Genomic DNA, 26,996 nt, shown 5'->3' with positions numbered 1-26,996 from the left:
TGCTCGGCTGGGCTGGTGGGGCCGGGCCGGGGTGGGGCCCCGGGGGTGGGGGAGCGACCGGCATGTGGAGTGGGCTGATCGGTCGGCACGGTTGAAGCCCTGGAGGGCTGCGAACACCACGCGCGGCGGGCTGTTGAGCCGCGCTGGCAAGCATGCTGAAGCGCCTCAACCCTTCGCCCGACAAGCACCCGATCGTCACTCGGCCACCCACGACACCTCGCAAATCAGCCGGTGCTCGGATGCTCCGCCCGAACCAGCTGCGCTCCACACCACCAACCCGGTCGACCTTTCGGCCCCACACCTCGGCCTCGACCGCCGCGAACCGATCACCGACCCCCCGAGCCCGGCCGACCACCTACCTCGGTTCGGCTCGCTCGGTTCGGTTCGGTTCGGCTCGCTCGGTTCGGCTTCCCGTCCTCGCCTGCTTTGGCCGCCTTCGCCCGTCCGACCCGCCCGCCCCCGCTCCTCGCTCGCCGACCGCAAACCTTCCAGAGCCTTCGTCTCCCAACCTCTGGCGCCCAACTCGGGCGCCCCTCCGCCGCCCCCTCCGCCTGCCCCGCTGTCTCCCCGCCTCTGTCTGCCGCCTCGCCCCCCACCGGCCTCGGTTCGGGCCATCTCCCCTCCGCGAGAACGCCCACCGCCGTGGCCAGCGCAGACCCCGACCCGCCTACCAGTCGATGTATGATCCGTGTGAAGTGGATGGCCGGGCATCGTATCTCCATCTCACGCCCACTACGGTAGAAAACGTGATGTCGTACCTGCCGGCCTTGATCCTGGTCGTAGTGGGGTTTTCGGTACTCGTTGTCGTTCTCGTCAGGGTGCGGCGGCATGTTCGGGCGTTCAACCGGGCTGCCGACGACCTGATGAGCCACTTCGGCCATGAGTCCGGGACCCTCAAGGCACGGCTGGCTGCCGTGCAGGTAGCAATACGGGAGACCCGGGCACGGGTTAAGCGCACGCCGGCTGCCGTACCATCGAACAGCCGGGGGAGACAGGAGGAAGACCGTGGGTAACCTGGGTGTGCCCGAGCTGCTGATCATCGCCGGGGTGATCATCCTGCTCTTCGGAGCCAGGAAGCTCCCCGAGATGGCGCGTTCGCTCGGCAAGTCCGCCAAGGCCTTCAAGGAAGAGACCAAGGGCCTGCGCAAGGACGAGGACGCCCCCGAGGAGAAGCCCGCCGCTGTCCAACCGCAGCAGCAGCTTCCCCAGGCCCAGCCGCCGGCTCCCGAGCCGCCCGTGCAGCAGGCCCAGACCAACGGGGTCACGCCGAAGTCCGTCGAGCAGCCGAACAAGAACGTCTAGTAGAACGGGTAACTGAACGGTGGCGCGCTCGCACCGCCGGGACGACAACCGCCACGAGAAGAAGCGTCTGCGCAGCCGTCGGCACAATCCCGACGGCACGATGACCCTTCGTGACCACCTGTACGAGTTGCGCCATCGGCTCGGGCTGGCCCTGCTTGCCCTCATCGCCGGCTGCATCCTCGGCTTCCTGTGGTTCCAGTGGCGCATCGGCCCGATCCCATCACTCGGTCAGCTCATGACCGGCCCCTACTGTGAACTGCCGGTGCCCCCTCGGTTCGAACCGATCGCGGGCAAGTGCCAGCTGCTCCAGACCCAGCCGTTCGAGGCGTTCCTCATCCAGTTCAAGGTGGGGCTCGCCGCGGGTGCGGTCTTCACTAGTCCCCTGTGGCTCTACCAGATCTGGGCGTTCATCACCCCCGGGCTGTACGACAACGAGCGCAGGTTCACGCGCATCTTCGTGCTCCTGGCCTCCTTCCTGTTCGCCTGCGGCGCGGTGCTCGCCTACTACGTGGTCCCCAAGGGGCTCCAGGTCCTGGTCAGCTTCGGTGGCGACCAGTTCGTCACGGCACTGGCCGCCAACGAGTACATCTCGTTCATCCTCGTGATGCTGCTGATCTTCGGTGTCAGCTTCGAGCTGCCGCTGGTGATCACCATGCTGAACCGGATCGGCGTCCTGCCCTACCGCAACCTCAAGAAGTGGCGCCGAGGGATCATCTTCGTCCTGTTCGTGTTCGCCGCGTTCGCCACGCCCGGCACCGACCCGATCGGCATGCTCGCCCTCGCCGGCGCCATGACCGTCCTGTTCGAGCTGGCCGTGCAGGTCGCCCGCATCCACGACCGAGGAAAGGCGAAGGCGGCCGTCGCCGACGGCTGGGGGGACCACCCCGAGGACTACGACTTCTCGGACAAGACCGACGACGTGACGTGACATGAGAGCCGCCATGGTCGTGCACCCCGCGTCCGGGCTCGGCCGGGCGGGGCGTGTCGCGGGTACCGTCGCCGCGAAGCTGCGGACCGTCGTCGACGACCTGGTCACCGTCGCGGCCGGCACGGTCGAGGAGTCCCAGCGCCTCATGCGCGCGGCACCCGACCTCGACCTGCTGGTCGTCGTCGGCGGTGACGGGTCGGCCCACCAGGGTGTCCAGTTCTGCGCGGACACGGGCACCGCACTCGCCATCGTGCCCGCGGGCACCGGCAACGACCTCGCCCGCACCCTCACCGGCGCGCCCCGCGACCCCCTGGACGCCGCGGACGCGTTGGTCACCGCCATCAGGGACGGCCGCAGCAGCATGATCGACCTCGGCAGGGTCGAGAACGGGCCGTGGTTCGCGGGCGTCCTGTGCGCCGGGTTCGACTCCTCGGTCAACGAGCGCGCGAACAGGATGCGCTGGCCGTCCGGCCCGCGCCGCTACGACCTCGCGATCCTCGCCGAACTGGCGAGACTGCGACACGGCCGCCTCACCGTCGAGGACGACAACGGTCGCCGGGAGCTGGACGCCACCCAGATCGCCGTCGGCAACATCCCCTACTACGGCGGCGGCATCCCGGTCTGCCCGACCGCCGACCCCGCCGACGGGCTCTTCGACGTCACCCTCGTCAGGCGGGCCACGCGCTTCGACCTCGTCAGGATGCTGCCCGGCCTGCGCACCGGCAACCACGTCGACAGCCCGCTGGTCGACACCTCACGAACGAGGCGGATCCGCATCGGTGAGGCCAACGGCTGGGTCGCCTACGCCGACGGCGAGCGCCTCGGGCCCCTCCCCGTCGAGGTGACCTGCATCCCCAACGCACTGAAGGTGGTCGGCCAGGCCACGTGACGCGGTGTTGGTTTGACTCGCTCCGCTCGTTGGTGTGCGGGGCGGTGGCGTCTTCCCTCCCTGCGCTGCTCGGCGAGGTCGCTTCGCTCCCGGCGCCTGCGCTGCTCGGTCAGTCCAGACGCCACCGCCCCGCACACGTGTGACAACCTTGAACACGTGGCTACCAGCCCTTCTCCGGCCGACGCCTATGCGGCGTCCCGCCAGCGCGCGAGCTACCCGATGCTCACCGAGTTCAGCTCGGTGCTGGCGTTCTCGCTCGACCCGTTCCAGCAGCAGGCCTGCGCGGCCCTGGAGGACGGGCACGGCGTGCTGGTCTGCGCCCCGACCGGCGCGGGCAAGACCGTGGTCGGCGAGTTCGCCGTGCACCTCGCGCTCGCCAGGGGCCAGAAGTGCTTCTACACGACACCCATCAAGGCGCTGTCGAACCAGAAGTACGCCGACCTCGTCGACCGGCACGGGCCCGACCAGGTGGGCCTGCTCACCGGCGACACCTCGATCAACGGCAACGCCTCGATCGTCGTGATGACCACCGAGGTGCTCCGCAACATGCTCTACGCGGGCTCCTCGACCCTCGACGGCCTCGGCTATGTCGTCATGGACGAGGTCCACTACCTGGCCGACCGCTTCCGCGGCGCCGTGTGGGAGGAGGTCATCCTCCACCTGTCCGAGTCGGTGCGGCTGGTCAGCCTCTCCGCCACGGTCAGCAACGCCGAGGAGTTCGGCGACTGGCTCGTCGAGGTCCGCGGCGACACGACGGTGGTCGTCGACGAGCACCGGCCCGTGCCGCTCTGGCAGCACATGCTGGTCAACAACCGCATGCTCGACATGTTCACCGGCGAGGGCGCCGACGGCGAGCCGCGCGTCAACCCCGAGCTGCTCCGGCGCACCGAGAACGAGAACCGCAGCCAGGTCACCTGGGGGCCACGCAACGGGCGGGGCGGCCGCTCCGGCGCACCCCGAGGCGGCCCGAGGTTCCGGCCGCCCTCGCGCGTCGACGTGATCACCCGGCTCGACGCCGCCGCGCTGCTGCCCGCGATCGTGTTCGTGTTCAGCCGCATCGGCTGCGACGCCGCCGTCAGCCAGTGCGTGCGGTCCGGCCTTCGCCTCAACACCGAGGTCGAGGTCGCCGAGATCCGCCGGGTCATCGACAGTCACACCAAGGACCTCAACGACGCCGACCTGCGCGTCCTCGGGTTCTGGGAGTGGCGCGAGGCCCTCGAGCGCGGCTTCGCGAGCCACCACGCGGGCCTGCTGCCCGCGTTCAAGGAGACCGTCGAGGAGCTGTTCGTCCGCGGCCTCGTGAAGGTGGTGTTCGCGACCGAGACCCTCGCGCTCGGCATCAACATGCCCGCGCGGACGGTCGTGCTCGAACGCCTGGTCAAGTACAACGGCGAGGCGCATGTCGACCTGACGCCGGGGGAGTACACGCAGCTCACCGGCCGTGCGGGTCGGCGGGGCATCGACGTGGAGGGACACGCGGTCGTCATCTGGCAGCCCGGTGTCGACCCCCGCCAGGTCGGCGGCCTCGCCTCGACCCGCACCTACCCGCTGCGCTCGTCGTTCCGGCCCGGCTACAACATGGCCGTCAACCTGGTCGACCGCCTCGGCGCCCAGCAGGCCCGCGAGATGCTGGAGCAGTCGTTCGCCCAGTTCCAGGCCGACCGAGGCGTCGTCGGCCTCTCGAAGCGGATCGAGCGCAACCGCGAGGCACTCGAGGGCTACGCGACGTCGATGACCTGTCACCTCGGCGACTTCGGCGAGTACGCCGCGCTCCGCGCGAAGCTCGGTGAACGCGAGAAGGCGTTGTCCCGCAAGAACTCCGTGGCCCGCCGCGCCGAGGCGGCCCGGTCACTGGAGGCACTGCGCAAGGGCGACGTGATCGCGGTGCCCTCCGGCCGCCGCGCCGGGCTCGCCATCGTCGTCGACCCGGGGCTCGACCCCTCCGGTGACGCCCGCCCGCTCGTGATCACCGAGGACCGCTGGGCGGGCAGGCTCTCCGTCGCCGACTTCCCGACGCCGGTGGAGGCGCTCGGCCGGGTCAAGCTGCCCAAGCAGGTCGACCTCCGCTCGCCGAGGTCGCGCCGCGACCTCGCCTCGACGCTGCGCAACACCGGCATCGAACCACCCCGGCACCGCCGTCGCGGCGGCGGTGAGGTCGTCGGTGAGGACGCCGACGTCGCCGCGCTGCGCAGGGCGCTGCGCAACCACCCGTGCCACGGCTGTGACGACCGTGAGACCCACGCGCGGTGGGCCGAGCGCCACCGCCGCCTGCTCGCCGAGACCCAACAGCTGGAACAGAAGGTCGCCGCACAGACCCACTCGCTGGCCCGGGGCTTCGACCGCATCCGCAGGCTGCTCACCGAACGCCGCTACCTGGAGTCCGGGCCGGACGGCGAGGACGTCGTGACCGCGGACGGCCGCCGCCTCGCCCGGCTCTACAGCGAGTCGGACCTGCTGGCCGCGGAGTGCCTGCGCCACGGCGTGTGGGACCAGCTGCCCCCACCCGAGCTCGCGGCCGTGGTGTCGGCGCTGGTCTACGAGGCACGCCGGGACGGGCCGAGCGAGCCGCGTGTGCCGGTCGGGTTGGTCACCGACGCGCTGGCCGAGACCGCGCGGCTGTGGGCGTCGCTGGAGGCCGACGAGCGGCGGCACAAGCTCGACCGCACCCGCCAGCCCGACCCCGGCTTCGCGTGGACGGTCTACCGCTGGGCACGGGGCGAGTCCCTCGAACGTGTGATGACCGCGGCGGAGTCCGCGGGCAGCGAGTTCTCCGCCGGCGACTTCGTGCGCTGGTGTCGGCAGGTGATCGACCTGCTGGACCAGCTGCGCGACGTGGTCGGGTCCGACGCACCCGTCGGCGGCGCCGCCAAGGAGGCCGTGAAGGCGATGCGCCGGGGCGTGGTGGCGCTCGGCACGGTCTGATTCACCGCCGGGAACGGCCGGAACAGCGTGCCGGACCACACGGGATACCCACGTCCCGCTATGGTTTGATCGCGCGCAGGCACGAGCTCGATTTGGCGGAGGCGAACAATGACCAGCCCCTACGGGCCGCCCGGTGGGAACGACCCGCAGCAGTGGGGACAGCAACCGTACGGCGGTGGGCAGCAGCCCGGCACGCCGTCCGGTGGGATGCCCGCGCAGCCCGGGTACCCGCACCAGCCTGGTCAGCCTCAACAGCCCCAGCAGCCCTACGGCGGCTACGGTCAGCAGCCGCAGCCGACGCAGCAGTACGGCCAGCCGCAGAACCCCTACGGCCAGCCGCAGAACCCGTACGGGCCGCCGTCCGGCGAGTTCGCCAGCCCGTACTCCCAGCACCCCTACCAGCAGCAACAGCAGCCCAAGAAGGGCGGCGGCGCGTGGATCTGGGTGCTCATGGTGGTCGTGGTGCTCGGCGTCGCCGCGTTCCTGGTGCTCGGCCTCGTCACGCCGGGCTTCCTCAACACCAAGGTGTTCGACCAGAGCGCGCTGCAGGGCGACGAAGGCGTGAAGAAGATCCTCGTCAACGACTACAAGTACGAGAACATCGAGTCGGTCAGCTGCCCGGCCGACCAGGAGGTCAAGCAGGGCAACAAGTTCGACTGCACGGTGAAGATCGGCGGCGACGACCCCAAGGACCTGACCGTGCAGATCACCGTCACGAGCGACGACGGGCAGTACCAGGTCGCGCTCCCGGAGGAGCCCAAGTAGCGGCACGGCCCGGCCGGTCAAATCACTCGATTGCGGCGCGCTGACCAGGCATCATCTGGGCCGTGACTCAGACACTGCTGCCCACCGGGCTCACGTTCCACGCCGTCGCCGAAGACGGGCTCCGCGGTGCGAACGACATCTTCCGTGCCGCGCTGCACATCAAGCCGGCCTCCGACGAGTCATGGGCGATACTGAAGGACGGCTACCGTGCCGACCGCACGTTCGGTGCGTTCGACGGGGACCGCCAGGTCGGTACCGCCATGTCGTTCCCGTCGGCCCTGACGGTGCCCGGCGGGGCAACGCTGACCGCGGCCGGAGTCACCTACGTCGGCGTCCGGTCGGACTACCGGCGGCGCGGTGCGCTCACGGGCATGATGCGGGCACAGCTCGAGGACTGCGCCGCGCGCGGTGACGTGCTCGCGGTGCTGCACGCCTCGGAACCCGGGATCTACAGCCGGTTCGGTTACGGCCTCACGATGCTCAGCCGCACCGTGACGGTCCGGTCGCCGCGAGCGGTGCTGCGGCCGGAGGTCCCCGTCTCCGGCGTCGTGCGCCTGCTGGACCAGGACGAGATCGTGTCGACCCTGGAGGCGGCCTACCCGTCGCTGCAGTCACGGGTCGGCGCCATGGCCAGGCCGTCGGAGTGGTGGGCGTTCGTCTACCGGCGTCGCCTGCACGACGAGTTCACACGGGTCGCGGCCCACTACGGCGCGGAAGGCGCCGTCGACGGCTGGGTCACCTACCAGGTCGTCGGCGACGAGTCCGACGACGACCCGCGCGGGCAACCCAACCTGCGCGTCCTCGACTTCCAGGCCGCCGACCAGGGCGCGGCCAACGACCTGTGGCGGTTCCTGATCGGCGTCGACCTGATCGACGACGTCGTCGCCTACCTGCGGCCGACCGACGACCCGATCGAGGAGATGCTCGTCGACTCCTTCGCGGTCCGCAGCGAGCGCGACGAGGAGCTGTGGCTGCGGATGGTCGACGTGCCCGCCGCGCTCGCCGCCCGCACCTACGGCACGGGCGAGCCCGTCGTGATCGAGGTCGTCGACTCGTTGCTGCCGGACAACTCCGGTCGCTACCGGGTGGGACCACACGGGACCGAGCGGACCACCGACGCGCCCGCGTTGACGGTCACCGCGTCGGTGCTGGCGATGCTGTACTTCGGCACGTACCGGGCCGGCACGCTCGCGGGCATCGGCCAGGTCTCGGTCGCCGACCCGGCCGCGCTGCCGGCCGTCGACCGGCTCTTCGCGGTCGACCGGCCGGCGTGGAACGGCACGATGTTCTAGGCGGCGAATCGGTCGGCCCGCTCCTGTCCGGACAGCTCGGCGATCGAGCACATCACCTCGTTCGTCACGACCCTGCGGGTGCGGGCCGACGCGGCGTCGCCGGTGAACCGCAGCGGCGGTCCGAACCGGACGGTGACGCGGTGGGGGCGGGGAATCCGCTTGCCGACGGGTTGCAGGCGGTCGGTGCCCTCCAGCGCGACGGGGACGACCGGCGCGCCGGAGGTCAGCGCGAGCCACGCGACGCCGGTGCGTCCCCGGTAGAGGCGTCCGTCCAGCGAGCGGGTGCCCTCGGGGTAGATGCCGAACACGTTGCCGCCGTCCAGGACCGTCAGTGCGGTCGTGAGCGCCGCCGTCGAGGCCCGGTGCTGGCCACGCTCGACCGGCACCGAACCGACGGCCGTGAAGAACCAGCGGACGAGCCTGCCACGCAGCCCGCGGCCCGCGAAGTACTCGGCCTTGGCCAGGAACGCGACGCGGCGCGGCGCGGCGAGCCGCAGCACGACGCTGTCGATGAACGAGAGATGGTTGCTGGCAAGGATCACCGGCCCGTGCGGCGGCACGTGATGCCTGCCCTCGGTGCGGATCAGGGACACGTGACGACCTGCCCGGCCCAGGAGAGACCACCGCCGAACCCGAGCAGCAGCACGGAGGCGCCCGGGGTGACCTCGCCGCGGGCGACCAGCTTCGCGAGCGCGATGGGGATCGACGCGGCCGAGGTGTTCCCCGACTCGACGACGTCCTGCGCGACGAGCACGTCCGGCACGTCGAGCTGCCGGACGACCGCCTCGATGATCCGCAGGTTCGCCTGGTGCGTGACGATCGCGCCGAGGTCCTGTGGCCGGATGCCGGCGCGCTCGCACGCCTGCCGCGCGATCGGCACCAGAGTCGTTGTGGCCCAACGGAAAACGGTCTGCCCGTCCTGCGCGAAGGTCGGGTGCCAGTCGTCGAGGATGCGCACCGCGTTGCCCAGCGTCGGGTCCGAGCCCCAGACGACGGGCCCGACGTGTGGCGCCTCGGCCGCCGACAGCACCGCCGCACCGGCCCCGTCGCCGAGCAGGACGCACGTCGACCGGTCGGTCCAGTCGGTGACGTCGCTCATCTTCTCGGCCCCGACGACGAGTGCGTGCCGCGCGGCACCCGCGCGGAGAGCGTGGTCGGCGGTCGCGAGTGCCGTGGTGAAGCCCGCGCACCCGTTGTTGACGTCGAACGCGGCCGCCCCCGGGATGCCCAGCCGCCCGGCGACCTGCGCGGCGATGCTCGGACAGCGGTCGATGGCCGTACAGGTGGCGACCTGCACGAGCCCGATGTCGGCCGGGTCGAGCCCGGCGGTGGCGAGGGCCTTGCCCGCGGCGGCGGTCGCGAGGTCGGTGACCGACTCGTCGCGTGCGATCCGTCTGGTGGCGATCCCGGTGCGCCGCCGGATCCAGTCGTCACTGGTGTCGACCATCCCGGCCAGGTCGTCGTTGGTGAGCACGTGCTCCGGCTGGTAGTGGCCCGTCGAGGTGATGCGCGATCCGCTCATCGCACTCCTTTAGCGTCCGAACGTTCGGTCGCCAAATGCTACACTGTCGTCCGTGAGTCCGCGACGCTCCGCCACCGAGGCCCGCCAGACCAGGTCGGACATCCTGGCCAAAGCCGTGCGCCTGGCGTCGATGGAGGGTCTCGAGGGTCTGACGATCGGCCGCCTGGCCACCGATCTCGGCATGAGCAAGTCAGGTGTACTGGGACACTTCGGTTCCAAGGAGGACCTGCAGCTGGCCACGATCGACAGGGCGGCGGAGATCTTCGCCCGCGAGGTCGCCCACCCTGCCGAACGTGCGGCCCCCGGCCTGCCGAGACTGAGGGCGATGCTCGCCGCGTGGGTGTCCTGTCTGGAACGCAGGGTCCTCCCCGGCGGCTGCTTCTTCACCGCGGCGGCGGCGGAGTTCGACGACCGCCCGGGCCGCGTCCGCAACACGATCGCGGGCCTCGCGTCGGTGTGGAACCGCGACCTCTACCGCCAGATCCGCACCGCGACGGCGGCGAAGGACCTTCCGGAGGAGACGGACGCGGACCAACTGGTCTTCGAGATAGAAGGCGTGATCCTGTCCCTGAACAACGCGTTGCAGCTCCACCGGGACACCACCGCACCGGCGAAGGCACGAAAGGCCCTGACCCGCCTGGTGGGCCACCCGATAGCGGCGCTGACCCTGCTGCTGACGGTGCGGGCCGCCTGACCCCCACCGACCCGAGGCCGCGGGTCGCGGAGGAGCCGGACACCGAGCCCGGAGCCCACCCGCCGACCTCCTGGGAGGCCTCGACAAACCGGTTCTGTCGGTGCCCCTTGGTAGCGTGGAACCGGGGGCCGGAGGCCAAACCGGTAGCGTGACCCCGTGCCTCGTCTTCCCGCCGCCGTCCTCGTCGTAGTGCTCGCCCTGGTCGCGGGATGCGGGCCGGACAGCGACGGCCCCGACCTCTCCCGCTTCGCAGGCGTCAGCCCGGCAGCGCCGCCAGCAGTCGGTCGATAGGCGCACCCAGGTCCCACTTCTCCTGCAGCTCCCGCACCCGGTCCAGGTCACGCGGCTTGGCAGGCACCACGTCGTCCCGGTCCTGCACCACGTCCGCGTCCAGCGCCACCCGAACCACCAGCGGCGCGGCCGCCACGTACTCCGCCGCGTCCGACAGCGCCGAGCGGACCCGCAGCGGCACGTCACTCGGGTCGGCCACCGCCGCCTCGAGCAGGCCCTCCAGTGAGCCGTACTTCGTGATCAGCTTCGCCGCCGTCTTCTCACCGATGCCCGCGACACCCGGCAGCCCGTCCGACGGGTCGCCACGCAGCAGCGCCATGTCCACGTAGGCCTGGCCCGCGTTCACCTCCGGCAGCCCGTAGCGCTCCGCCAGCTCCCGGGGCCCGAGCACCTCCGCCTTCGCCCAGCCGCGGCCCACGTACACCACCGTCGCGGGCGTCGGCTCGACCCGGACGCACTGGAACAGGTCGCGGTCGCCCGTCACGACCTCCACCGGGTCGACCGTCTCGCGGTGGGCCAGCGTGCCGATCACGTCGTCGGCCTCGTAGCCGTCGGCGTGCGCCACCGCGAAGCCGAACGCGTCGAGCACCTCCAGGATGATCGGGACCTGGGGCGTCAGCGTGTCCGGCACCTCCTCGACGTTGTTGACCGGATCCGCGACCCGGTGCGCCTTGTACGTCGGCAGCGCCTCGACCCGGAACGCCGGACGCCAGTCCGCGTCCATGCACGCCACCAGGCGGGTCGTGGGACGGTCGGTCAGGATCCGCGCGATCGTGTCGGCGAACCCGCGCACCGCGTTCACCACCGTGCCGTCCGGCGCGGTCAGCGAATCGGGTAGCGCGTAGTAGGACCGGAAGTACAGACTCGCCGAATCCAGCAGCACAAGACTCACGTGGGTCAGCCTGCCATGCGAACGCCAGGGGGCAGAATCAGCAGGGTGCGTGTCGCGATGCTCGGGCCCCTGTCGATCAGGGCCGACGACGGGTCGCCGGTCGAGATCACCGGCGCCCGGCTTCGCTCACTCCTGATCCTGCTCGCCCTCGAGCCCGGCCGCGTGGTCACCACCAGCACGCTCGTCGACGGCGTCTGGGGCGACGAGCCGCCCGCCGAAGCCGCCAACGCACTCCAGGCCCTCGTCTCCCGGCTGCGCCGCACCGGGCTCACCGTCGAGTCGCGGCCAACCGGCTACCGGCTGGTGCTCGCCCCCGACGACGTCGACGCGCACCGGTTCGAGCGGCTCGCCGCGCGGGGGAGGGCCACGCTCGCCACCGACCCGGCCGCCACCAGCGCGACCCTGCGCGAGGCGCTGGCGCTCTGGCGCGGGCCGGCACTCGCCGACGCCGCGACCGCCGCGTTCGCCCAGGCACCCGTGGCGCGGCTGACCGAGCTGCGGCTCGCGGCCACCGGCGACCGGATCGAGGCCGAGCTGGCCGGCAGCGCCGACCTCGTCCCCGAGCTGGAGTCGCTCGTCGCCGAGCACCCGCTGCGTGAGCGGTTCGCGGGCCTGCTCATGCGTGCGCTCGCAGGCGCCGGCCGCACCGCCGACGCGCTCGCCGTCTACGCCCGGCTCAAGGAGTCCCTGGCCGACGGGCTGGGGGCCGACCCGTCGGACGAGCTGGCCGCGCTGCACGTCGAGCTGCTGCGCGGGGACACCGGGACGACACCGCGGCGCAGCCGGACCAACCTGCGCAGCGGGCTCAACAGCTTCGTCGGCCGCGACGAGGACCTCGCGAGCGTGACCGCCCTGGTCGGCGAGGCGCGGCTGGTCAGCCTCACCGGCCCCGGCGGCTCCGGCAAGACCCGTCTCGCCACCGAGGTCGGCAGGACGCTGGTCGACCGCCAGCCGGACGGCGTGTGGTTCGTCGAGCTGGCCCCGGTCGGCGACGGCGCCGACCTCCCGCAGGCGGTGCTCGGCGCACTCGGCATGCGTGCCCAGATCATCGCGGGCGGCACCCGCGGCATGGGGGAGCCGGTCGTGGAGGCACCCGTCGACCGCCTCGTCAGCGGGCTCGCGCATCGCGCCCTGCTGCTCGTCCTCGACAACTGCGAACATCTCGTCGCGGCGGCGGCCGAGCTCGCCGACCGGCTCCTCGGCGACTGCCCCCGCCTGCGGATCCTCACCACCACCCGCGAGCCGCTCGGCATCACCGGGGAGACGCTCTGGCCGGTCGCCCCACTGGCCCTGCCGCCCGTCGACGCCGATCCCGCCACCGCGCTGACCTTCTCGTCCGTCCGGCTCCTGGCCGACCGGGCACGTGCCGTGCGGCCCGGCTTCACCGTCGACGAGACCACCGCGCACTCGGTGGTGCACGTCTGCCGGGCGCTCGACGGCATGCCGCTCGCCATCGAGCTGGCCGCCGCGCGCCTGCGCACCATGTCGCTCGACCAGATCGCCACCCGGCTCGACGACCGGTTCCGGCTGCTCACCGGCGGCAGCCGCATGGCGCTGCCGAGGCACCAGACGCTGCGCGCGGTCGTCGACTGGAGCTGGGACCTGCTGGACGACGACGAGCGGACGCTGCTGCGGAGGCTGTCGGTCTTCTACGGCGGCGCCACGGTGGAGGCCGTCGAGCAGGTGTGCGCCGGCACGGACCTGGCGGAGGACCGGGTGCTCGACCTGCTCACCGCGCTCGTCGACAAGTCACTCGTACTGCTCGTCGGCGACCGCTACCGGCTCCTGGAGACGATCAAGGCCTACAGCAGGGAACGGCTCGAGGAGGCGGGGGAGTCCGAGCGCGTGCGGGACGCGTTCGTCGACTGGTTCAACCGCCTCGCCGCCACCGCCGAGCCGCACCTGCGCCGCGCCGAGCAGCTGGAATGGCTCGCCACGCTGGGGGCGGACCACGACAACCTGCACGCCGCGGTCCGCGCGGCCATCGCGTCGGGCGACGCCGTCGTCGCGGCCCGTCTGGTTGCCAACGTCGGCTGGTACTGGTGGCTGCACGGGCACAAGATCGAAGGCGCGCACCTCGCCGCCGAGGTCGTCGACATGCCGGGGGAGGTGCCGCCCGCGGACCGCGCGCTGTCACTCGCGCTGGCCGCGATGCTCGCCATCGACGGCAACCTCGACCAGCGGTGGGCGATCTCGTGGTTCAACGAGGCCATCGGCATCATCAGGTCGGAAGGGACGCGCGACCACCCGATACTGCGGTTGGTCGTGGCGCTGGCCGAGGTGCTCCACATCTACGGGCGACCGACCGAGGGCTTCCGCCTGTACCTGGAGGACGTCCTGTTCGACGACGAGGACAAGTGGGTGCTCGGGGCGGCACGGGTGATGCGGGCACACGCCTCGCTCAACGCGGGGATCTTCCTCGAGGAGGCCGAGGAGGACTTCCGGATCTCGTTGGACGCGTTCCGCGAGACCGGCGAGCGCTGGGGCATGTCGTTCGTGCTGTGCTCTCTCGCGGACGTGCTGGCGTGGCGCGGCGACTACGAGACGGCGCTGCGGCACTACGAGGAGGCGGCCGCGCTGTTCGCCGAGCTCGTCACGAACGAGGACCTCGTCCGTTACCGGCTGCGGATCGCCGACCTGCACGCCCGCCTCGGCAGGCACGACGAGGCCGAGGCCGCACTCGACGAGGCACAACGTGTCGCCGAGCGCAGCGGCATGGTCGAGAGCTTCGCCGCCGTCGCACACGCGCGGGGCGACTCCGCGCGGCTCGCCGGCGACTACGCGGAGGCCGCGCGCCAGCTCTCGACCTCCTCCGAGCTGGCGTGGACGGTGTTCCGCACCCGCAACGAGACGGTGGCGCCGCAGTTCTGCGCGATGATCGAGGGGTCGCGGGGCTACCTGGCCGCCGCGACCGGCGACCTGCCCGAGGCCGCGGCCCGGCACAGCGAGGCACTGACGCTGGCCGTCGACAGCAAGGACGCGCCGGTGATCGCGCTCGTGCTGGTCGGGGTCGCGGACCTGGCGCTGCACAAGGGTGCGCCCTCGGCCGCCGCCGCACTGCTCGGCGCGAGCGAGGGCATCCGGGGCGCGAAGGACACGTCGATCCTCGACTACGCCAGGGTGTCGGCGACGGCGAGGGACGAGTTGGGGGAGCAGGCCTACGCGGAGGCGTACGCGAAGGGCATGACCACCACGGTCGACACCCTCCGCGCACTCACCGACGAGATCCTCACCCCGACGCGACGCCCAGCGCACTGAAGGACGCCTTCCTTACGCCCAGCGTTACGAAGGCGTCCTTCAGTGCGGTCGGGTGTCAGGCGCGCCTGCGGAACGCACGCACCGAGAGCGGGCCGAAGACCACCAGGATGCCGAGCGCCCAGAGCAGTGAACCCGTCACCGGGGATCCGACCGGGCCGCTGACCAGCAGCCCTCGGATCGCGTCCGCCACGATCGTCACCGGGTTGACGTTCACCCAGGCCTGCAGCCAGCCGGGCATGGTGTCGGTCGGCACGAACACGTTGCTCACGAACGTGAGCGGGAACATCACGGCGAACCCGAACACCATCACCCGTTCCGGTTCCTTCACCAGCACGCCGACCAGGACCGAGATCCACGAGAACGCCAGCACGACGCCCAGCAGCACACCGAACGCGCCGAGCAGGCCCGCCACGCTCGTGCCGACCCGGAAGCCCATGATCGCGCCGAGGCCGAGCAGCAGCGCCATGGCCCACGCCTGCTTCACGACGTCCGCCACGATCCGGCCGGTGAGCGGCGCCCACCTGGCGATCGGCAGCGCCCGCAGCCGGTCGAACACGCCCTTCGTCAGGTCGTTGCACAGGCCGACGCCGGTGTTGAGCGTGCCGAACAACGCGTTCTGCACGATGAGCCCCGGCAGGGCGAAGGTCAGGTACTCGCCGGGCGAACCGGCGACCGCGCCACCGAACACGTAGGTGAACAGCAGCAGGAACATGATCGGCTGGAGGCTGAAGTCGATCAGCTCCATGGGGTTGTGCTTGATCTGCACGAGGGTGCGCCACGACAGCGACACGCTCTGGCGCAGACCCTCCACGGGCCGTACCCGCGGCGCGAGAACAGCGGCGGTCATGCCGGTCCGCCTCCCCGAGATTCGATGTGTTGGTTACGTGAGCGACGAACGGTTTCCGCCCGGTCACGTAGTTGTGGCTGGTGTGCGGCACGTTCCCCCGAGGTGCGGTCGGGGAGCGCCCGGTCTGGTCTCGTCATGCCGACGTCCTTTCCAGGTCGGATGTACTGGGTTCTGCCTCGGGACGGTGGCCGGTGAGGCTGAGGAACACCTCGTCGAGGCTCGCGTCCCGCAGCGCCAGCTCCGCGACGGTCACGTCGGCGTCGTCGAGGCGCCGGACCACGGCGGGCAGCAGGCCCGCGTCCGTGACCGAGGCCGTGACGGTGGTGCCGTCGACCTGCGGCGCGTTGCCGGTCAGGTCGTGCACGATCGAGACGACGACCGGCAGGTCGGTCGGGTCGGCCGGGCGCACCACGAGTGGCTGCGCGCCGGTGCGGGCCTTGAGCTGTGCAGGCGTGCCGGTGGCGATGACGCGGCCGTGGTCGACGACCGCGATCTCGTTCGCCAGCTGGTCGGCCTCGTCGAGGTACTGCGTGGTGAGCAGCACGGTCACGCCGTCGGCGACCAGCTCACGCACGATCTGCCACAGCTCGAGCCTGCTGCGCGGGTCCAGCCCGGTCGTCGGCTCGTCGAGGAAGAGCACACGTGGGTCGCCGACCAGGCTCGCCGCCAGGTCGAGGCGCCTGCGCATGCCGCCGGAGTAGGTCTTGGCGGCCCGGTTCGCGGCGTCGGACAGCTCGAACCGGTCCAGCAGCGTGCGGGCCTTCTTCTTGGCCTCGGCGCGCGACCGGCCGAGCAGCCTGCCGATGAGCAGCAGGTTCTCCGCTCCGGTCAGCATCTCGTCGACCGACGCGTACTGACCGGTGAGCCCGACGAGCTGGCGGACCTGGTGTGCGTCGCGGACCACGTCGTAGCCGCAGACCTCCGCGTGTCCCGCGTCCGGCTCCAACAGGGTGGCGAGGATGCGGACGGCGGTCGTCTTGCCCGCGCCGTTGGGCCCGAGCAGACCGAGGACGCTGCCCGCGCGTGCCGCGAGGTCGACGCCGTCGAGCGCCATCGTCTCGCCGAAGCGCTTGGCCAGTCCCTCGGCCAGCACCGCGTTGTTCATGGTGGTATCCCCTCGAAAAGGATCAGGACTTCGTGTCGAGGAGACGATGCGCCGGGCCGCTGACAGGGCACTGAGATCCCGCTGACTCGGCCTGACACGGCGCTGACGCCGGTTCCACCGGCCGGGGACTAGGCTTTCCGCCATGTCGACGACCGTCTCCGCGATCAACCCCGCTGCCCTCTCGCAGCGCCTGGACCGGGCGAGCGCCGCGGCCGAGAAGGCCGGGGTGGACGCGCTGCTCATGGCACCCGGCTCGGACGTCCGGTACCTGCTCGGCGCCGACGGCGGCTCGTTCGAGCGGCTCACCTGCCTGGTCGTGCCTGCCGCCGGGACCCCGACGCTGGTCGTGCCGAAGCTGGAGGCCCCCGGTTACGACGCGGTGCCGACCGGTGAGCTCGGGGTCGGGATTGCGACGTGGGTGGACGGCGAGGACCCGTACGCGCTGGTCGCGTCACTGGTGGCGGGCGCGGGCCGGGTGGCGGTCGGCGACATGATGGTCGCCCTGCACGTCCTGGGGCTCCGTGTCGCGCTCCCGAACGCCGAGCAGGTGCTCGCCGGGCCGATCGTGCGTGAGCTGCGGATGCGCAAGGACGCCGGCGAGGTCGACGCGCTGCGCAGGGCGGGGGCGGCGATCGACCGGGTGCACGCGCGGATGGTCGAGTTCTTACGAGTCGGTCGTACCGAGGCGGCGGTCGGCGCGGACATCGCCGCCGCGATCGTCGAGGAGGGCCACACGGTCGCGGAGTTCGTGATCGTGGCGTCCGGCCCGAACGGCGCGAGCCCGCACCACAGCCTGTCCGACCGGGTGGTCGAGGCCGGCGACGTGGTGGTGATCGACATCGGCGGCCCGGTCGAGGAGGGGTACTGCTCGGACAGCACCCGCACCTACGTCATGGGTGAGCCACGCGATACGGACGTACTGGCAACGTACGCGGTCCTGCAGGCCGCGCAGCAGGCCGCCGTCGACGCGGTGCGGCCCGGTGTCGCGGCCCAGGACGTCGACGCCGCCGCCCGCCAGGTGATCGCCGACGCCGGGTTCGGCGAGTACTTCATCCACCGCACCGGCCACGGCATCGGCCTCGACGTGCACGAGCACCCCTACATCGTGGGCGGCAACGACATGCCGCTCGAGCCGGGGATGGCCTTCTCGGTCGAGCCGGGCATCTACCAGCCGGGCCGGTGGGGCGCGCGGATCGAGGACATCGTGGTGGTCACCGAGAGCGGCGTCGAGCCGCTGAACACCCGGCCGCACGACCTCGTGTCGCTGCCGGCATGAGCGCGGTCTCGGAGCTGGAGCCGATCGACCAGGCGATCGCGCGCGAGCTGGCCGCGGACGGCCGGTGCAGCTTCACGGACCTGGCCGAACGGGTCGGGCTGTCGGTCTCGGCCGTGCACCAGCGGGTGCGCCGCCTCGAACAGCGGGGCGTGATCCGCGGGTACCACGCGCAGCTCAACGCCGAGGTGATCGGCCTGCCGCTGACCGCGTTCATCTCGCTGACGCCGATCGACCCCGCGTCGCCCGACGACTACCCGCACCGGCTCGAGCACATCCGCGAGATCGAGGCGTGCTACTCGGTGGCGGGCGACGAGTCCTACATCCTGCTGGTCCGGGTGACCTCCCCGGCGGGACTGGAGGACCTCCTGCGGCAGATCCGCGAGGCCGCGAAGGTGTCCACCCGGACCACGGTGGTGCTGTCGACCCCGTACGAGGGCCGCATCCCCGCCATCTAGCGAACGGCGACCAGCACGTGATCGTCGCCGAACTGCCACACCGGTCCCGCCTCGGCGAACCCGGCCTCGCGGAGCAGGTCGGCGTGCTGCCACACGGTCAGGCCGTTCTCGCCGCTGTGCGCGATGGCGGCGCCGGAGCGCTCGTCGAGCAGCGGCGCGAGGTCGTCGTCCTCCCGCAGCGCCTGCCACCAGGAGCTCCACTCCTCGTTGGCGTCGGTGCCGACCCTGCGCGTGCGGGCCTCGCGGACCGCGTCGGCGAGCGCGTCGAGCCGGGGATGCCCGAGGCCCATGTGGTCGGCGTTGACGAACACGCCGCCGGGCCGCAGGTTCTCCGCGAGGATCCGGTACAGCTGACCGAGATCCGCGGGCGCCAGCCAGTGCAGCGCGGTGCTGGACACGGCCGCGTCCCAGGGGCCGGGCAGGCCGGTCGCGTCCGGCCAGCCCGGGTTGGCGAGATCCGCCTCGACGAGCCGCACCCTCGGGTTCATGTCCGCCCGGCCGAGGCCGAGCAGCAGCGGGTCGGCGTCGACACCGACGACCCGTACCCCGGGCAGCGCGTCGGCGAGTCGCCGCGACAGCGAGCCGGGCCCGCAGCCCAGGTCGACCACGCTCGCCGGGCCCGTGCCCGCGACCTCCCGGACCACGTCGATCACCACACGGAACCGCTCCTCCCGGTCAGGCACGTACCGTTCCTGCTGCGCGTCCCACCGCTCGAGCCACCTGGTCGCGGTCTCCACCTGCATGTCGGTCCTCCGTAACTGGCGTTAGGCTCTATGGCAGTGACGCTAGTGGAGAAGGGAGTAACTGGTCAAGTGGACTTCGACAGTCACACGAGCGGTGTGGTCGAGTGGGCCGTCGCCCTGCTCAACGAGGTGACGCCCGGCGAGCGGCACGGTCGCCCGTTCGCGGCGCCGACCGGGGACGCGCTGCTCGCGGCCGTGCGCCAGGCCGTGCCCGAGTTCCGGCCGTCCGACGTGCCGACACAGGCACAGGCGGCCGAGCTGGCCGAGTGGGCGGCCCGCCTGCGTCACGTGGTCGAGCTCGTCGATACGGGTGACCTGGATACGGCGTGCACCGAGCTGAACCGGATCATGCGGGAGTCGAACGCCGTCCCGACCCTGTCCCGGCACGGCGGGGAGCCGTGGCACCTGCACTTCCACAGCGCGGACGCCGCGTGGGCGATCAGCTGGGCCGCCTCGATGGCGACCGGGCTCGCGGTGGTGCTCGGCAACGCGGCCGTCGAACGGCTGGGCCTGTGCAACGCACCCGCGTGCGACCGCGTCTACATCGACCTCTCCCGCAACGGCACCCGCCGCTTCTGCTCGACGGCCTGCCAGAACCGGGTCAAGGCGGCGGCCTTCCGCGCCCGCAGGGCAGCCCCGTGAGCGCGGAAGGCGTCGACCGCTACCTCACGGACTGACGCAGGAACTCGGCGAGCCCGGCCAGGTCGTCCGTATTGAGGTGGTCGACGTGGGCGGCGACCAGTTCGCGCCAAACCGCGTCACGCGCAGCACCCGACGCGTCCGGGGTCTCCCAGAAGCGAACCCGCTGCCCGGCCCGGTGTGCGGTCCGGACGATGGCTCGCAGCCTCGCCCGCTCGGCTGCGGGCATGGCGCCGACGCCGCGCCAGGTGAACAGGGTCGTCCAGTTGTCGGAGACCAGTGGCGTGAGCCGCGCGTCCGAGCCGGGACCCAGGTCGGTCGGGTTGGCGATGCGCCCGTCGTAGAACGCGACCCGTGTCGGCTGGGCCTCCATCGTGGCCCTCGGCCGGTTGCCGGAGACCACGGCGGTGACGGCCCCGTGCCGAACCCGCCCGTGCCGGAAGGCGGTCCACAGGAACGCGTACCTCGGGGCTCGCAGCAGCGTGTCGAGTGCGGCGTAGGTGGACTCGCCCTCGGTCTTGATGTCGATCAGCAGCTGGAAGTCCCGGTGGCCGAGGTAGACCGCGCCGTGGTTGCGGACCACCCTGTCCCGCAGGGGATCCAGGTACAGCGTGGACAGCGTGCGGGCCGGGTCGAGGTCCTCCGGGTCGTGCGCGACGAGCAGTTCGGTGCCAACGAGGTAGATGTCGGCCTCGACGCTGGTGAAACCCTGGTCGAGCGCGTCGAACAGGGGGCGGGGATGGTCGTAGTCGTTGTGCGCGTGGGCTTGCGCGAGTGGTCGGACCCGCTCGTGCGTCGTGGCCCCGGCGGGCAGGGCACCGCCGACGAGCCCGAGGACAACGGTGAGCAGCAGCAGGGAACGCCGCACTGGCAACCTCCGTGGTAGCAGGGAGTCGTCACGCTAGGCCACGGGGGCGAACCGGGGATGAACCACCGATGAGCGTCGCCATAGCATTGTCCGATGCGGTTCCTGCGCCGGTGGTGGTCCCGGCTGCGCGGCTGGTGGGTGCTGACGGCCGCGGCCGCGGCCGCCGCGGTCCTGTCGGCAGTGGCCCGGCTCTACACCGGTACGACCGCCGCCGTCGCGATCGCGGTCGGGCTCGCGGTCGTCGGTGTGCTCGCCGACCGGGGCCGCACGCAGCTGAGTGCCAGCCGACCGGCCCCCGGTCTGCTGATCACGCGTGTCGACCGGCTCACCGACCCGTTGCGCCTCGGTGTACACCGCGCCGCGGCGCTGGAAGGCGACCAGGTTCCCCCGTTCGTCCCGCGTGACCTCCTGCCGGAGTTCGTCGCCGCACTGGGCAGGGGCGGCTTCGTGCTGGTCGTCGGCGACTCGACGGCTGGCAAGACCCGTCTCGCCTACGAGGCCATGAGGCTGTGCCTCCCGCGCCACGTCTGTGTCGCCCCGGACGGCCCGGATACACTGCGCGCCGCCCTCGGCGCCGCGAAGGTGAACCGCCCCAGCGTGTTGTGGCTCGACGACCTGGACCGCTACCTCGGCGTCGGCGGTCTGACGCGGACCGACATGCCCAACACGCTCGTGCTGGCGACGATGCGCACGCACGAACGCGAACGGCTGAGCCATCGCAACGACGCCGCCCGCAACCACCTCGACAGACGCCTCGCCCGCGCGGGCAGGGAACTGCTCGACGTCGTGACCACGGAAATCCACCTGGACCGCATGTGGACCGAGCGGGAGCTGTCGGCTGCGGCAGACAACGGCGACCCCCGCATCGCGCGCGCCGTCGTCGCGGCCGAGCGCCACGGCATCGCCGAACAGCTGGCGGCCGGGCCGGAGCTGGCCAGGGAGCTGCGGGATGCCCTGGACACCCGCGCGCGAGGCGCCGCGCTGGTCACTGCCGCGATCGACCTCCGGCGTGCCGGGTGCCACCGCCCGGTCCCGCTCGAGGTCCTGCGCACCCTCCACGAGTCGTACCTGCGGCCGGGCGTCCGCCCGGAACCGTGGGAGGCGGCGTTGGCGTGGGCCACCGAGCCACTCCACGCGACGAGCAGCCTCCTGGAGCCCGTACCGGACGGCTACCTGGCCTTCGACTACCTCCTGGACCGCACCGACCCCATCCCCGACGCGGTATGGACCGCGATCGTCGAGTTCGCCTCACCGGTGGAACTGCTGGAGGTCGCCGCGGAGGCCGCGTTCGTCGGCAAGCACGACTTCCTGCGCGCCGGGTACGCGAAAGCGTTGGCACACGAGGACTTCATGGTCGCCGCACAACTCGCGGAGGAACTGGGCTCCGTCGGTTTCGACGAGGAGGCGGTCGAGCTGCTCGGCGCGCTCGTGGCGGCGGCGGGCGACGCGATCACCGACGAGCAGCGGCTGCGGATCGGCCATATGCGGATCTGGCTGACGGGACAGGTCTTCGGCGGGCGCGGTGAGCCGGAACGCGCCTTCGCCATGGCCAGGGAGCTGGTGGCCGAGTGCATCGAGCTGTACGGCGCCACCGCGGTGGACACCTTGCAGGCCAGGTTGATCATGGCTCGCAACACGTCCGACCCTGAGGAGGCTCTCCGCGAGTCGAGGGCGGTGATGGCGGACGCGACCCGGCACCTCGGCGCCGGACACGGCATCACGTTCCAGGCGCGGTTCGAGGAGGCCGTCTGGGTACGCGAGGTCGAGGGCCCGGAAGAGGCGGCGGGGCTGTACCAGGCCTTGCTCGACGACGCGGACAACACGACCGTGGCGCCGGGCCTGTACGTGGACGCCCAGTGGAACCTCGGCGGCTCACTGCTGTCGGCGGGCGAGGCGCGCGGTGCCGCGGCGGTGCTCGAGGTCGCTGTCGAGAACGCACTGCTGCTCAACGGCCCCGACCACGTCGCCACCTTCGAGATACAACTGACCTACCTCAGGGCGCTCGACGCCGACAACCGCGTGGACGACGCACTTGAGCTGGCCGGACAGCTGGCCCAGAACACCGAACGAGTGCTCGGCCACGACCACCCCACCACCGCCGAGGCATGGCTCGCGGTCGACCGACTGACCGACCGCCGGGCGTGATCGGACTGGTCCGCCGCGCGGAGACCCCGCCGCCGTGCATGGTCGACGTCCGCACCGACGTCCGCGCGTTCGCGGGCCAACTCGGTTGGGGCACCTCGAAGGCCGCGCCCGCTGGATGGTCTGCGCTGTCACCTAGTCCGGGCTCGCGGCCGCGTGCAGGTTGCCGTCCTTGGCGGGCAGACACGCGCCTGCGCGGTCGGTCGTCGCGAGGAACTCGGTGAGGCACTCGCCGAACTCCTTGTGCCCGGCGGCATTCGGGTGGAACGACTCCTGCAGCGCGTGTGTCGCACGATCGTCGTGCTGGAGGTCGGTCCACTGCACCGCTAGGCGGCGGAACCACTCCCGGTCCGGATCGCGCTCCGACGAGCACGCCTCGCGCCCGACCCCCGCCCGGGACAGGTCCAGGAAGCGGACACCCGCCCTGGCCGCCGCGGTCCGCACCCCGGCGGTGAGCACCGGCACCGCGTCCTTCTCGACCCACCTCAGGTCGGTCGACAGCAGCGGGCACCCCGACAGGTCCTGCAGGTCCCGCGCCACGTCCGGGCCGACCGGCGCGGCGTAGGACTGGACGACCAGCTGGTAGTCCCCGCGTTGGTAGCCGGCGTTCCTCATCACCGTCTGGATGTCCCGCAACGCCTTCGTCAGCTTCGGGATCATCCTGTCGATCCGCCGCTCCCACTGCGGGCCGATCGTGGCGCTGCACGGCCGTTCCTTGCCGACCCACGCCTGCACGCACGAGTTCAGCACGTGGGAGAACGCCGGGTCGTCGTTCGCCCCCGACGCGACCGCGATGGCCACGACCCGGTTGCGGGTCGCGATCCGCGCCAGCTGCTCTGACTGCGACTTCTCCGTGTACTGCTTGACCTTCCCGAGCCCGACCTGTGCGGAGGGCGCGCCGGAGCAGGCGAGGTTGTAGGCCCGCGTGACGTCCGGCAGCCGTACCTGGTTGATCGAGGCGTTGGGGGAGCGGTGGCACCAGTCGCCCTTCTCGCCGTCGGTGCCACGCTCGTAGTCGCCGGCGCCCTCGCCGGACATCGTGCTGTCGCCCATGCCCACGATGACGCGCGGCGCGTCCTCCGGCGGGCCGGGCAGGGGTTTCGGCGCGGGAAACACGTGGTCACCGCCCAACCCGAGGGTGGCCACCACAAGAACGAGGAAGAGGACAAGCCATCCCGACGGTCGCATCGGGGATGATTCTAGGGAACGCGCTCCGTGGTCCCGCCCGAGGTCGATCACGTCGGGCGGCACCACGGGCGTTCGCACTAGATCGGGCGGCGCTCCAGGTCCGGGTTGCGGGAGTCGAGCGCGGACCTCGGCGAGGGCGCCGTCGCGGGCACGCCTGCCCAGCGCTGGACCGTCGCCCTGGCGGCCGCCGCGTCGGCGGGGTTCAGACGCGCGATGTTCGAGCCGTGGTTCCAGCCAGGTGCGGTGTAGGTGTAGGAGTCCTTGTTGCTGGGGTGGAACGGTTCCGCGCCCCACGGGTCGTTCGAGCCGTAGACGAACAGCATCTGGCTGGCGCTCGTGCGGACCCAGTTGTCCACGTCGGAGATCGGCCACTCGTCGAACTTCGACCGCAGCTCGACCGGGAGGCTCGAGTTCGCGACGTAGAGGTTCGGGTAGTGGAGCAGGTCCTTCAGCTCCCGGAACTTCGGCTGCGGCCAGCCGAGCTGGGTCGCCGCCTGGTAGAAGTACGGCGCGTACGACAGGATCCCCTGGTCGGCGTAGAAGCCCATCCCGATGACGCTGTCGAAGAAGGTGTAGATCTCGTCGCTCGACGCGGTCACCGACGGCACCTGGCCGCAGTCGGACTCCAGCGAGTACTGCCAGAACGTCCACGCGAGGTCGAGCACGGACATCTCGAACGCCTTGTCCGCGGTCCCGAAGACCTGGTCGAAGGTCCAGCCGTTGGCGTCTGCCTGAGCCTGCAGGCGGTTCACCATGTCCGTGCGCCGCGTCAGCGCCTCGCGTTGGATGGCCTCCAGCGAGTCCTGGCACGCGGGGGTGCTGCCGACGGAGTCGAAGAAGTCGTCGTACGCGTGGTCGTCGGCGTTGTCCACGTCGTTGGGTGCCACGTACGCGACCACGCCGTCGAGGTCACGCGGGTAGAAACGGCGGTGGTAGACCGAGGTCATGCCGCCCTTGCTGGCGCCGGTCGCGATCCACTTCCTGGTGTAGATGGTCTTGAGGGCCTCGGTGATCCGGTGGTGGTCGGTCGCCGCCTGCCAGATGTCGAGCTTCTTCCAGTTCGCCGGGTTGGGCCGCGACGGCGTGAAGAACCGCTCCTCCACCGAGATCTGGTTCCCGTCGACGAGCTGGGTCGGCTCGCTGCGGAAGGCGAACTCCGGCATGTCGTAGCCGGTCGTGTGCAGGATCATCGGCCTGTTCACGTCGCGGTGCAGCAGCTGCAGCCGCTGCTCGAACGTCCCACCTCGGGGGTTCGTGTGGTCGGCGGGCTGGCGGTAGGTGAGGAAGAAGAACCGGAACCCCGCCCCGGGCGCCGGTTGCTCTGACACCACCGTCATGCCCGGGATCGCGGCGAGCTGGTCCGCGATGTCGACGGGCGCGGCCTGCGCCGGAGCCGAGGGGACGAGACTGAGGACTGTGGTGGCGATGGTGGCCACCAGCGTGCTTCTCCCGATGCGCATGTACGAGAACTCCCGGTCGCAGGGTCAACCAGGCCGGATTCTCGCTGAGTAACCGGCCGAGCACCAGCCGCCGATCAGCCGAGTCTGTGCCCCACGCTCACGCCTCCTCGTCGGCCGAGTGGTCCCGCCACCAGCGCCTGCCGGCCTCCGGCAGCGTCGCGATCGGGTCGTAGTAGGGATACTGCCTGGTCAGTGCGTCGTTGTCGCGTCGTTCGATGCCGGTCCGGTAGTTCTTCGTCCAGTAGGAGATGCCGCGGTCGCGGTCGTACTCCGTCACCTGGTGGACCCAGCGCTTCCCGACGTAGGGCACGTCGCAGATGATGCGTGGTGTCGCGTAGCCGGGCAGGTAACCCATGATCGCGTGCTGTAGCTGCTGCGCCTCCCACACGGCGACCCGCCAGTGCTCGGCGTTCGGGATCATGTCGCACATGTAGAAGTAGTACGGCAGGATGTTCGCCTCGCCCTGCAGCGCGAAGCACAGGTCGAGCAGGTCGTCCGGCGTCGCGTTCACACCCCGCATCAGCACGCCCTGGTTGCGCACGTCCCGCACGCCGACGTCGAGCGCCGTCCGCGCGGCCTCCGCCACCAGCGGCGTCACCGACTGCGCGTGGTTCACGTGCGTGTGTATCGCCAGGTTGACCCCGCGTCGGTGCGCGGTGCGGGCGACCCGCTCCATGCCCTCGACGACCTTCGGCTGCAGCCAGTGCTGCGGCAGGCCCGCGAGCGCCTTGGTCGCGAGCCGGATGTCACGCACGGTCTCGATGTCCAGCAGGCGCATCAGGAACGACTCGAGCTGGGGCCACGGCACGTTCGCGACGTCACCGCCGGAGACCACCACGTCCCGCACGCCGGGCGTCCGCTTGAGGTAGTCGATCATCTGGTCCTGGCGGTCGACCGGCTTCAGCGACAGCTTGTGCTTGTCGACCGACGGCGTCGAGTTGCCGACCAGGTCCATCCGCGTGCAGTGGCCGCAGTACTGCGGGCACGTGGACAGCAGCTCCGCGAGGACCTTCGTGGGGTAGCGGTGGGTCAGCCCCTCGACGACCCACATCTCCGCCTCGTGCAGCGAGTCCCGCGACGAGTGCGGGTGGTTCGGCCACAGCGGGTCGCGGTCGCTCGCCACCGGCATCATGTAGCGGCGGACCGGGTCGGACAGGAACGCCTTCGTGAGGTCACTGTCCGTGACGTCGGGCGCCATCGTGTTGAGCATCTGCGGCGGCAGCAGCATCGACATCGTCGCCAGCCGCTCCTGGTCGGCGACGAGGTCCTCGTAGAACGTCTCGGCGAGCCGGTCGCCCATCACCGCGCGCAGCTGCTTGACGTTCTTGACGCAGTGCACCCGCTGCCACTGCGCGTCCCGCCACTGCGCGTCCGTCACCTCACGCCAGCCGGGGAACCGGCGCCAGTCCGGCTCCACCAGTTCTCGCCTGACGTACTCGTACGGTTGCCTCGCGTAGTTGTCCACCGCGTCCGAGATCGACGTGTCGGCCGCAATCCCATCGTGCAACGCCGTCATAC

At 71.4% G+C, this 26,996-nt stretch carries 23 protein-coding genes; 13 read left to right on the top strand and 10 right to left on the bottom strand.

What is annotated here, in order from left to right; translation table 11 throughout:
- The first annotated feature begins 152 nt into the window (after positions 1 to 152).
- The 7 genes from CLV71_RS50720 (at position 153) to CLV71_RS31245 (ending at position 8,098) form a co-directional block, all read left to right on the top strand.
- The gene (locus CLV71_RS50720) at positions 153 to 1,013 is read left to right on the top strand and encodes a bacteriophage holin (protein WP_424923923.1); all 861 of its coding nucleotides are present in this window, start codon (positions 153 to 155) and stop codon (positions 1,011 to 1,013) included.
- Position 1,014: 1 nt separating this feature from the next.
- Positions 1,015 to 1,302: a Sec-independent protein translocase subunit TatA gene (gene tatA / locus CLV71_RS31270; protein ID WP_133906560.1), complete on the top strand. Its 288-nt coding sequence runs from the start codon at positions 1,015 to 1,017 to the stop codon at positions 1,300 to 1,302.
- Between the two features lie 19 nt (positions 1,303 to 1,321).
- A complete protein-coding gene (gene tatC / locus CLV71_RS31265; protein WP_243866825.1) occupies positions 1,322 to 2,230 on the top strand; it encodes a twin-arginine translocase subunit TatC in 909 nt (302 codons plus the stop codon).
- 1 nt (position 2,231) lies between these two features.
- A complete protein-coding gene (locus tag CLV71_RS31260) occupies positions 2,232 to 3,119 on the top strand; it encodes a diacylglycerol/lipid kinase family protein (RefSeq protein ID WP_133906467.1) in 888 nt (295 codons plus the stop codon).
- 219 nt (positions 3,120 to 3,338) lie between these two features.
- Positions 3,339 to 6,041: a DEAD/DEAH box helicase gene (locus tag CLV71_RS31255; protein WP_166664328.1), complete on the top strand. Its 2,703-nt coding sequence runs from the start codon at positions 3,339 to 3,341 to the stop codon at positions 6,039 to 6,041.
- Between the two features lie 108 nt (positions 6,042 to 6,149).
- Positions 6,150 to 6,806 (top strand): DUF4333 domain-containing protein, encoded by a 657-nt coding sequence (locus tag CLV71_RS31250; RefSeq protein ID WP_133906465.1) that lies wholly within the window; start codon positions 6,150 to 6,152, stop codon positions 6,804 to 6,806.
- A gap of 62 nt (positions 6,807 to 6,868) precedes the next feature.
- A complete protein-coding gene (locus CLV71_RS31245; RefSeq protein WP_166664323.1) occupies positions 6,869 to 8,098 on the top strand; it encodes a GNAT family N-acetyltransferase in 1,230 nt (409 codons plus the stop codon).
- Here CLV71_RS31245 and CLV71_RS31240 read toward each other — a convergent pair.
- A complete protein-coding gene (locus CLV71_RS31240; protein WP_243866824.1) occupies positions 8,095 to 8,691 on the bottom strand; it encodes a lysophospholipid acyltransferase family protein in 597 nt (198 codons plus the stop codon). The two genes, CLV71_RS31245 and CLV71_RS31240, sit on opposite strands and share 4 nt — an antisense overlap.
- Positions 8,682 to 9,620 (bottom strand): beta-ketoacyl-ACP synthase III, encoded by a 939-nt coding sequence (locus CLV71_RS31235; protein ID WP_133906463.1) that lies wholly within the window; start codon positions 9,618 to 9,620, stop codon positions 8,682 to 8,684. The genes CLV71_RS31240 and CLV71_RS31235 overlap by 10 nt, the downstream gene beginning before the upstream one ends.
- Before the next feature lie 52 nt (positions 9,621 to 9,672).
- Between CLV71_RS31235 and CLV71_RS31230 the strand changes: the two genes are divergently transcribed.
- A complete protein-coding gene (locus tag CLV71_RS31230; protein WP_133906462.1) occupies positions 9,673 to 10,314 on the top strand; it encodes a TetR/AcrR family transcriptional regulator in 642 nt (213 codons plus the stop codon).
- Between the two features lie 256 nt (positions 10,315 to 10,570).
- Here the strand turns inward: CLV71_RS31230 and CLV71_RS31225 are convergent, their stop codons facing one another.
- Entirely contained in the window at positions 10,571 to 11,497 is a 927-nt protein-coding gene (locus CLV71_RS31225; RefSeq protein WP_133906461.1) for a 5'-3' exonuclease, read from the bottom strand.
- 45 nt (positions 11,498 to 11,542) lie between these two features.
- Between CLV71_RS31225 and CLV71_RS31220 the strand changes: the two genes are divergently transcribed.
- Positions 11,543 to 14,755, top strand: a complete 3,213-nt coding sequence (locus CLV71_RS31220) for an ATP-binding protein (RefSeq protein WP_133906460.1) — start codon at positions 11,543 to 11,545, stop codon at positions 14,753 to 14,755.
- A 55-nt stretch (positions 14,756 to 14,810) separates the two neighbouring features.
- Here the strand turns inward: CLV71_RS31220 and CLV71_RS31215 are convergent, their stop codons facing one another.
- Together CLV71_RS31215 and CLV71_RS31210 are read right to left on the bottom strand one after the other, a co-directional pair.
- The gene (locus CLV71_RS31215; RefSeq protein ID WP_133906459.1) at positions 14,811 to 15,602 is read right to left on the bottom strand and encodes an ABC transporter permease; all 792 of its coding nucleotides are present in this window, start codon (positions 15,600 to 15,602) and stop codon (positions 14,811 to 14,813) included.
- Positions 15,603 to 15,735: 133 nt separating this feature from the next.
- Positions 15,736 to 16,707, bottom strand: a complete 972-nt coding sequence (locus CLV71_RS31210; protein ID WP_133906458.1) for an ATP-binding cassette domain-containing protein — start codon at positions 16,705 to 16,707, stop codon at positions 15,736 to 15,738.
- A 142-nt stretch (positions 16,708 to 16,849) separates the two neighbouring features.
- Here CLV71_RS31210 and CLV71_RS31205 point away from each other — a divergent pair, with 142 nt between their 5' ends.
- Both CLV71_RS31205 and CLV71_RS31200 read left to right on the top strand, forming a co-directional pair.
- Positions 16,850 to 17,983, top strand: coding sequence for a M24 family metallopeptidase (locus CLV71_RS31205; protein WP_133906457.1), 1,134 nt, complete (start codon positions 16,850 to 16,852; stop codon positions 17,981 to 17,983).
- Complete coding sequence (locus CLV71_RS31200; protein WP_133906456.1) at positions 17,980 to 18,438, top strand: Lrp/AsnC family transcriptional regulator; 459 nt, start codon at positions 17,980 to 17,982, stop codon at positions 18,436 to 18,438. Before CLV71_RS31205 ends, CLV71_RS31200 begins: the two co-directional genes overlap by 4 nt.
- Here the strand turns inward: CLV71_RS31200 and CLV71_RS31195 are convergent.
- The gene (locus tag CLV71_RS31195; RefSeq protein ID WP_133906455.1) at positions 18,435 to 19,181 is read right to left on the bottom strand and encodes a class I SAM-dependent methyltransferase; all 747 of its coding nucleotides are present in this window, start codon (positions 19,179 to 19,181) and stop codon (positions 18,435 to 18,437) included. The genes CLV71_RS31200 and CLV71_RS31195 overlap by 4 nt on opposite strands.
- Before the next feature lie 69 nt (positions 19,182 to 19,250).
- Between CLV71_RS31195 and CLV71_RS31190 the strand changes: the two genes are divergently transcribed.
- Positions 19,251 to 19,823, top strand: a complete 573-nt coding sequence (locus CLV71_RS31190) for a CGNR zinc finger domain-containing protein (protein ID WP_243866823.1) — start codon at positions 19,251 to 19,253, stop codon at positions 19,821 to 19,823.
- Positions 19,824 to 19,842: 19 nt separating this feature from the next.
- Here CLV71_RS31190 and CLV71_RS31185 read toward each other — a convergent pair whose 3' ends face one another.
- On the bottom strand, positions 19,843 to 20,688 hold the full coding sequence (locus tag CLV71_RS31185) for a phosphatidylinositol-specific phospholipase C/glycerophosphodiester phosphodiesterase family protein (RefSeq protein ID WP_243866822.1): 846 nt from the start codon (positions 20,686 to 20,688) through the stop codon (positions 19,843 to 19,845).
- Between the two features lie 93 nt (positions 20,689 to 20,781).
- On the opposite strand from CLV71_RS31185, the gene CLV71_RS48765 reads away from it, so the two are divergent.
- Positions 20,782 to 22,833 carry a hypothetical protein gene (locus CLV71_RS48765; RefSeq protein ID WP_208297833.1) on the top strand — a complete coding sequence of 684 codons (2,052 nt, stop codon included), beginning with the start codon at positions 20,782 to 20,784 and terminating at the stop codon, positions 22,831 to 22,833.
- Between the two features lie 132 nt (positions 22,834 to 22,965).
- Here CLV71_RS48765 and CLV71_RS31170 read toward each other — a convergent pair whose 3' ends face one another.
- The 3 genes from CLV71_RS31170 to CLV71_RS31160 all read right to left on the bottom strand — a co-directional run bounded on the left by CLV71_RS31170 (position 22,966) and on the right by CLV71_RS31160 (position 26,994).
- Positions 22,966 to 24,018 (bottom strand): GDSL-type esterase/lipase family protein, encoded by a 1,053-nt coding sequence (locus CLV71_RS31170; protein WP_133906451.1) that lies wholly within the window; start codon positions 24,016 to 24,018, stop codon positions 22,966 to 22,968.
- A gap of 77 nt (positions 24,019 to 24,095) precedes the next feature.
- The gene (locus CLV71_RS31165) at positions 24,096 to 25,478 is read right to left on the bottom strand and encodes a S28 family serine protease (RefSeq protein WP_133906450.1); all 1,383 of its coding nucleotides are present in this window, start codon (positions 25,476 to 25,478) and stop codon (positions 24,096 to 24,098) included.
- 97 nt (positions 25,479 to 25,575) lie between these two features.
- A complete protein-coding gene (locus CLV71_RS31160) occupies positions 25,576 to 26,994 on the bottom strand; it encodes a KamA family radical SAM protein (protein ID WP_133906449.1) in 1,419 nt (472 codons plus the stop codon).
- Positions 26,995 to 26,996: the final 2 nt, after the last annotated feature.

Origin of the sequence: Actinophytocola oryzae (assembly GCF_004364325.1) — a bacterium.
Lineage (GTDB): Bacteria > Actinomycetota > Actinomycetes > Mycobacteriales > Pseudonocardiaceae > Actinophytocola > Actinophytocola oryzae.
This window is presented reverse-complemented; position numbering and strand designations above follow the sequence as displayed.

Bases quoted from the DNA above. Each gene is read 5' to 3' on its own strand.
- CLV71_RS50720 (WP_424923923.1), top strand. From the start codon at position 153: ATGCTGAAGCGCCTCAACCCTTCGCCCGACAAGCACCCGATCGTCACT.
- CLV71_RS31260 (WP_133906467.1), top strand. From the start codon at position 2,232: ATGAGAGCCGCCATGGTCGTGCACCCCGCGTCCGGGCTCGGCCGGGCG.
- CLV71_RS31255 (WP_166664328.1), top strand. From the start codon at position 3,339: ATGCTCACCGAGTTCAGCTCGGTGCTGGCGTTCTCGCTCGACCCGTTC.
- CLV71_RS31250 (WP_133906465.1), top strand. From the start codon at position 6,150: ATGACCAGCCCCTACGGGCCGCCCGGTGGGAACGACCCGCAGCAGTGG.
- CLV71_RS31235 (WP_133906463.1), bottom strand. From the start codon at position 9,620: ATGAGCGGATCGCGCATCACCTCGACGGGCCACTACCAGCCGGAGCAC.
- CLV71_RS31215 (WP_133906459.1), bottom strand. From the start codon at position 15,602: ATGACCGCCGCTGTTCTCGCGCCGCGGGTACGGCCCGTGGAGGGTCTG.
- CLV71_RS31210 (WP_133906458.1), bottom strand. From the start codon at position 16,707: ATGAACAACGCGGTGCTGGCCGAGGGACTGGCCAAGCGCTTCGGCGAG.
- CLV71_RS31205 (WP_133906457.1), top strand. From the start codon at position 16,850: ATGTCGACGACCGTCTCCGCGATCAACCCCGCTGCCCTCTCGCAGCGC.
- CLV71_RS31200 (WP_133906456.1), top strand. From the start codon at position 17,980: ATGAGCGCGGTCTCGGAGCTGGAGCCGATCGACCAGGCGATCGCGCGC.
- CLV71_RS31195 (WP_133906455.1), bottom strand. From the start codon at position 19,181: ATGCAGGTGGAGACCGCGACCAGGTGGCTCGAGCGGTGGGACGCGCAG.
- CLV71_RS48765 (WP_208297833.1), top strand. From the start codon at position 20,782: ATGCGGTTCCTGCGCCGGTGGTGGTCCCGGCTGCGCGGCTGGTGGGTG.
- CLV71_RS31170 (WP_133906451.1), bottom strand. From the start codon at position 24,018: ATGCGACCGTCGGGATGGCTTGTCCTCTTCCTCGTTCTTGTGGTGGCC.
- CLV71_RS31165 (WP_133906450.1), bottom strand. From the start codon at position 25,478: ATGCGCATCGGGAGAAGCACGCTGGTGGCCACCATCGCCACCACAGTC.
- CLV71_RS31160 (WP_133906449.1), bottom strand. From the start codon at position 26,994: ATGACGGCGTTGCACGATGGGATTGCGGCCGACACGTCGATCTCGGAC.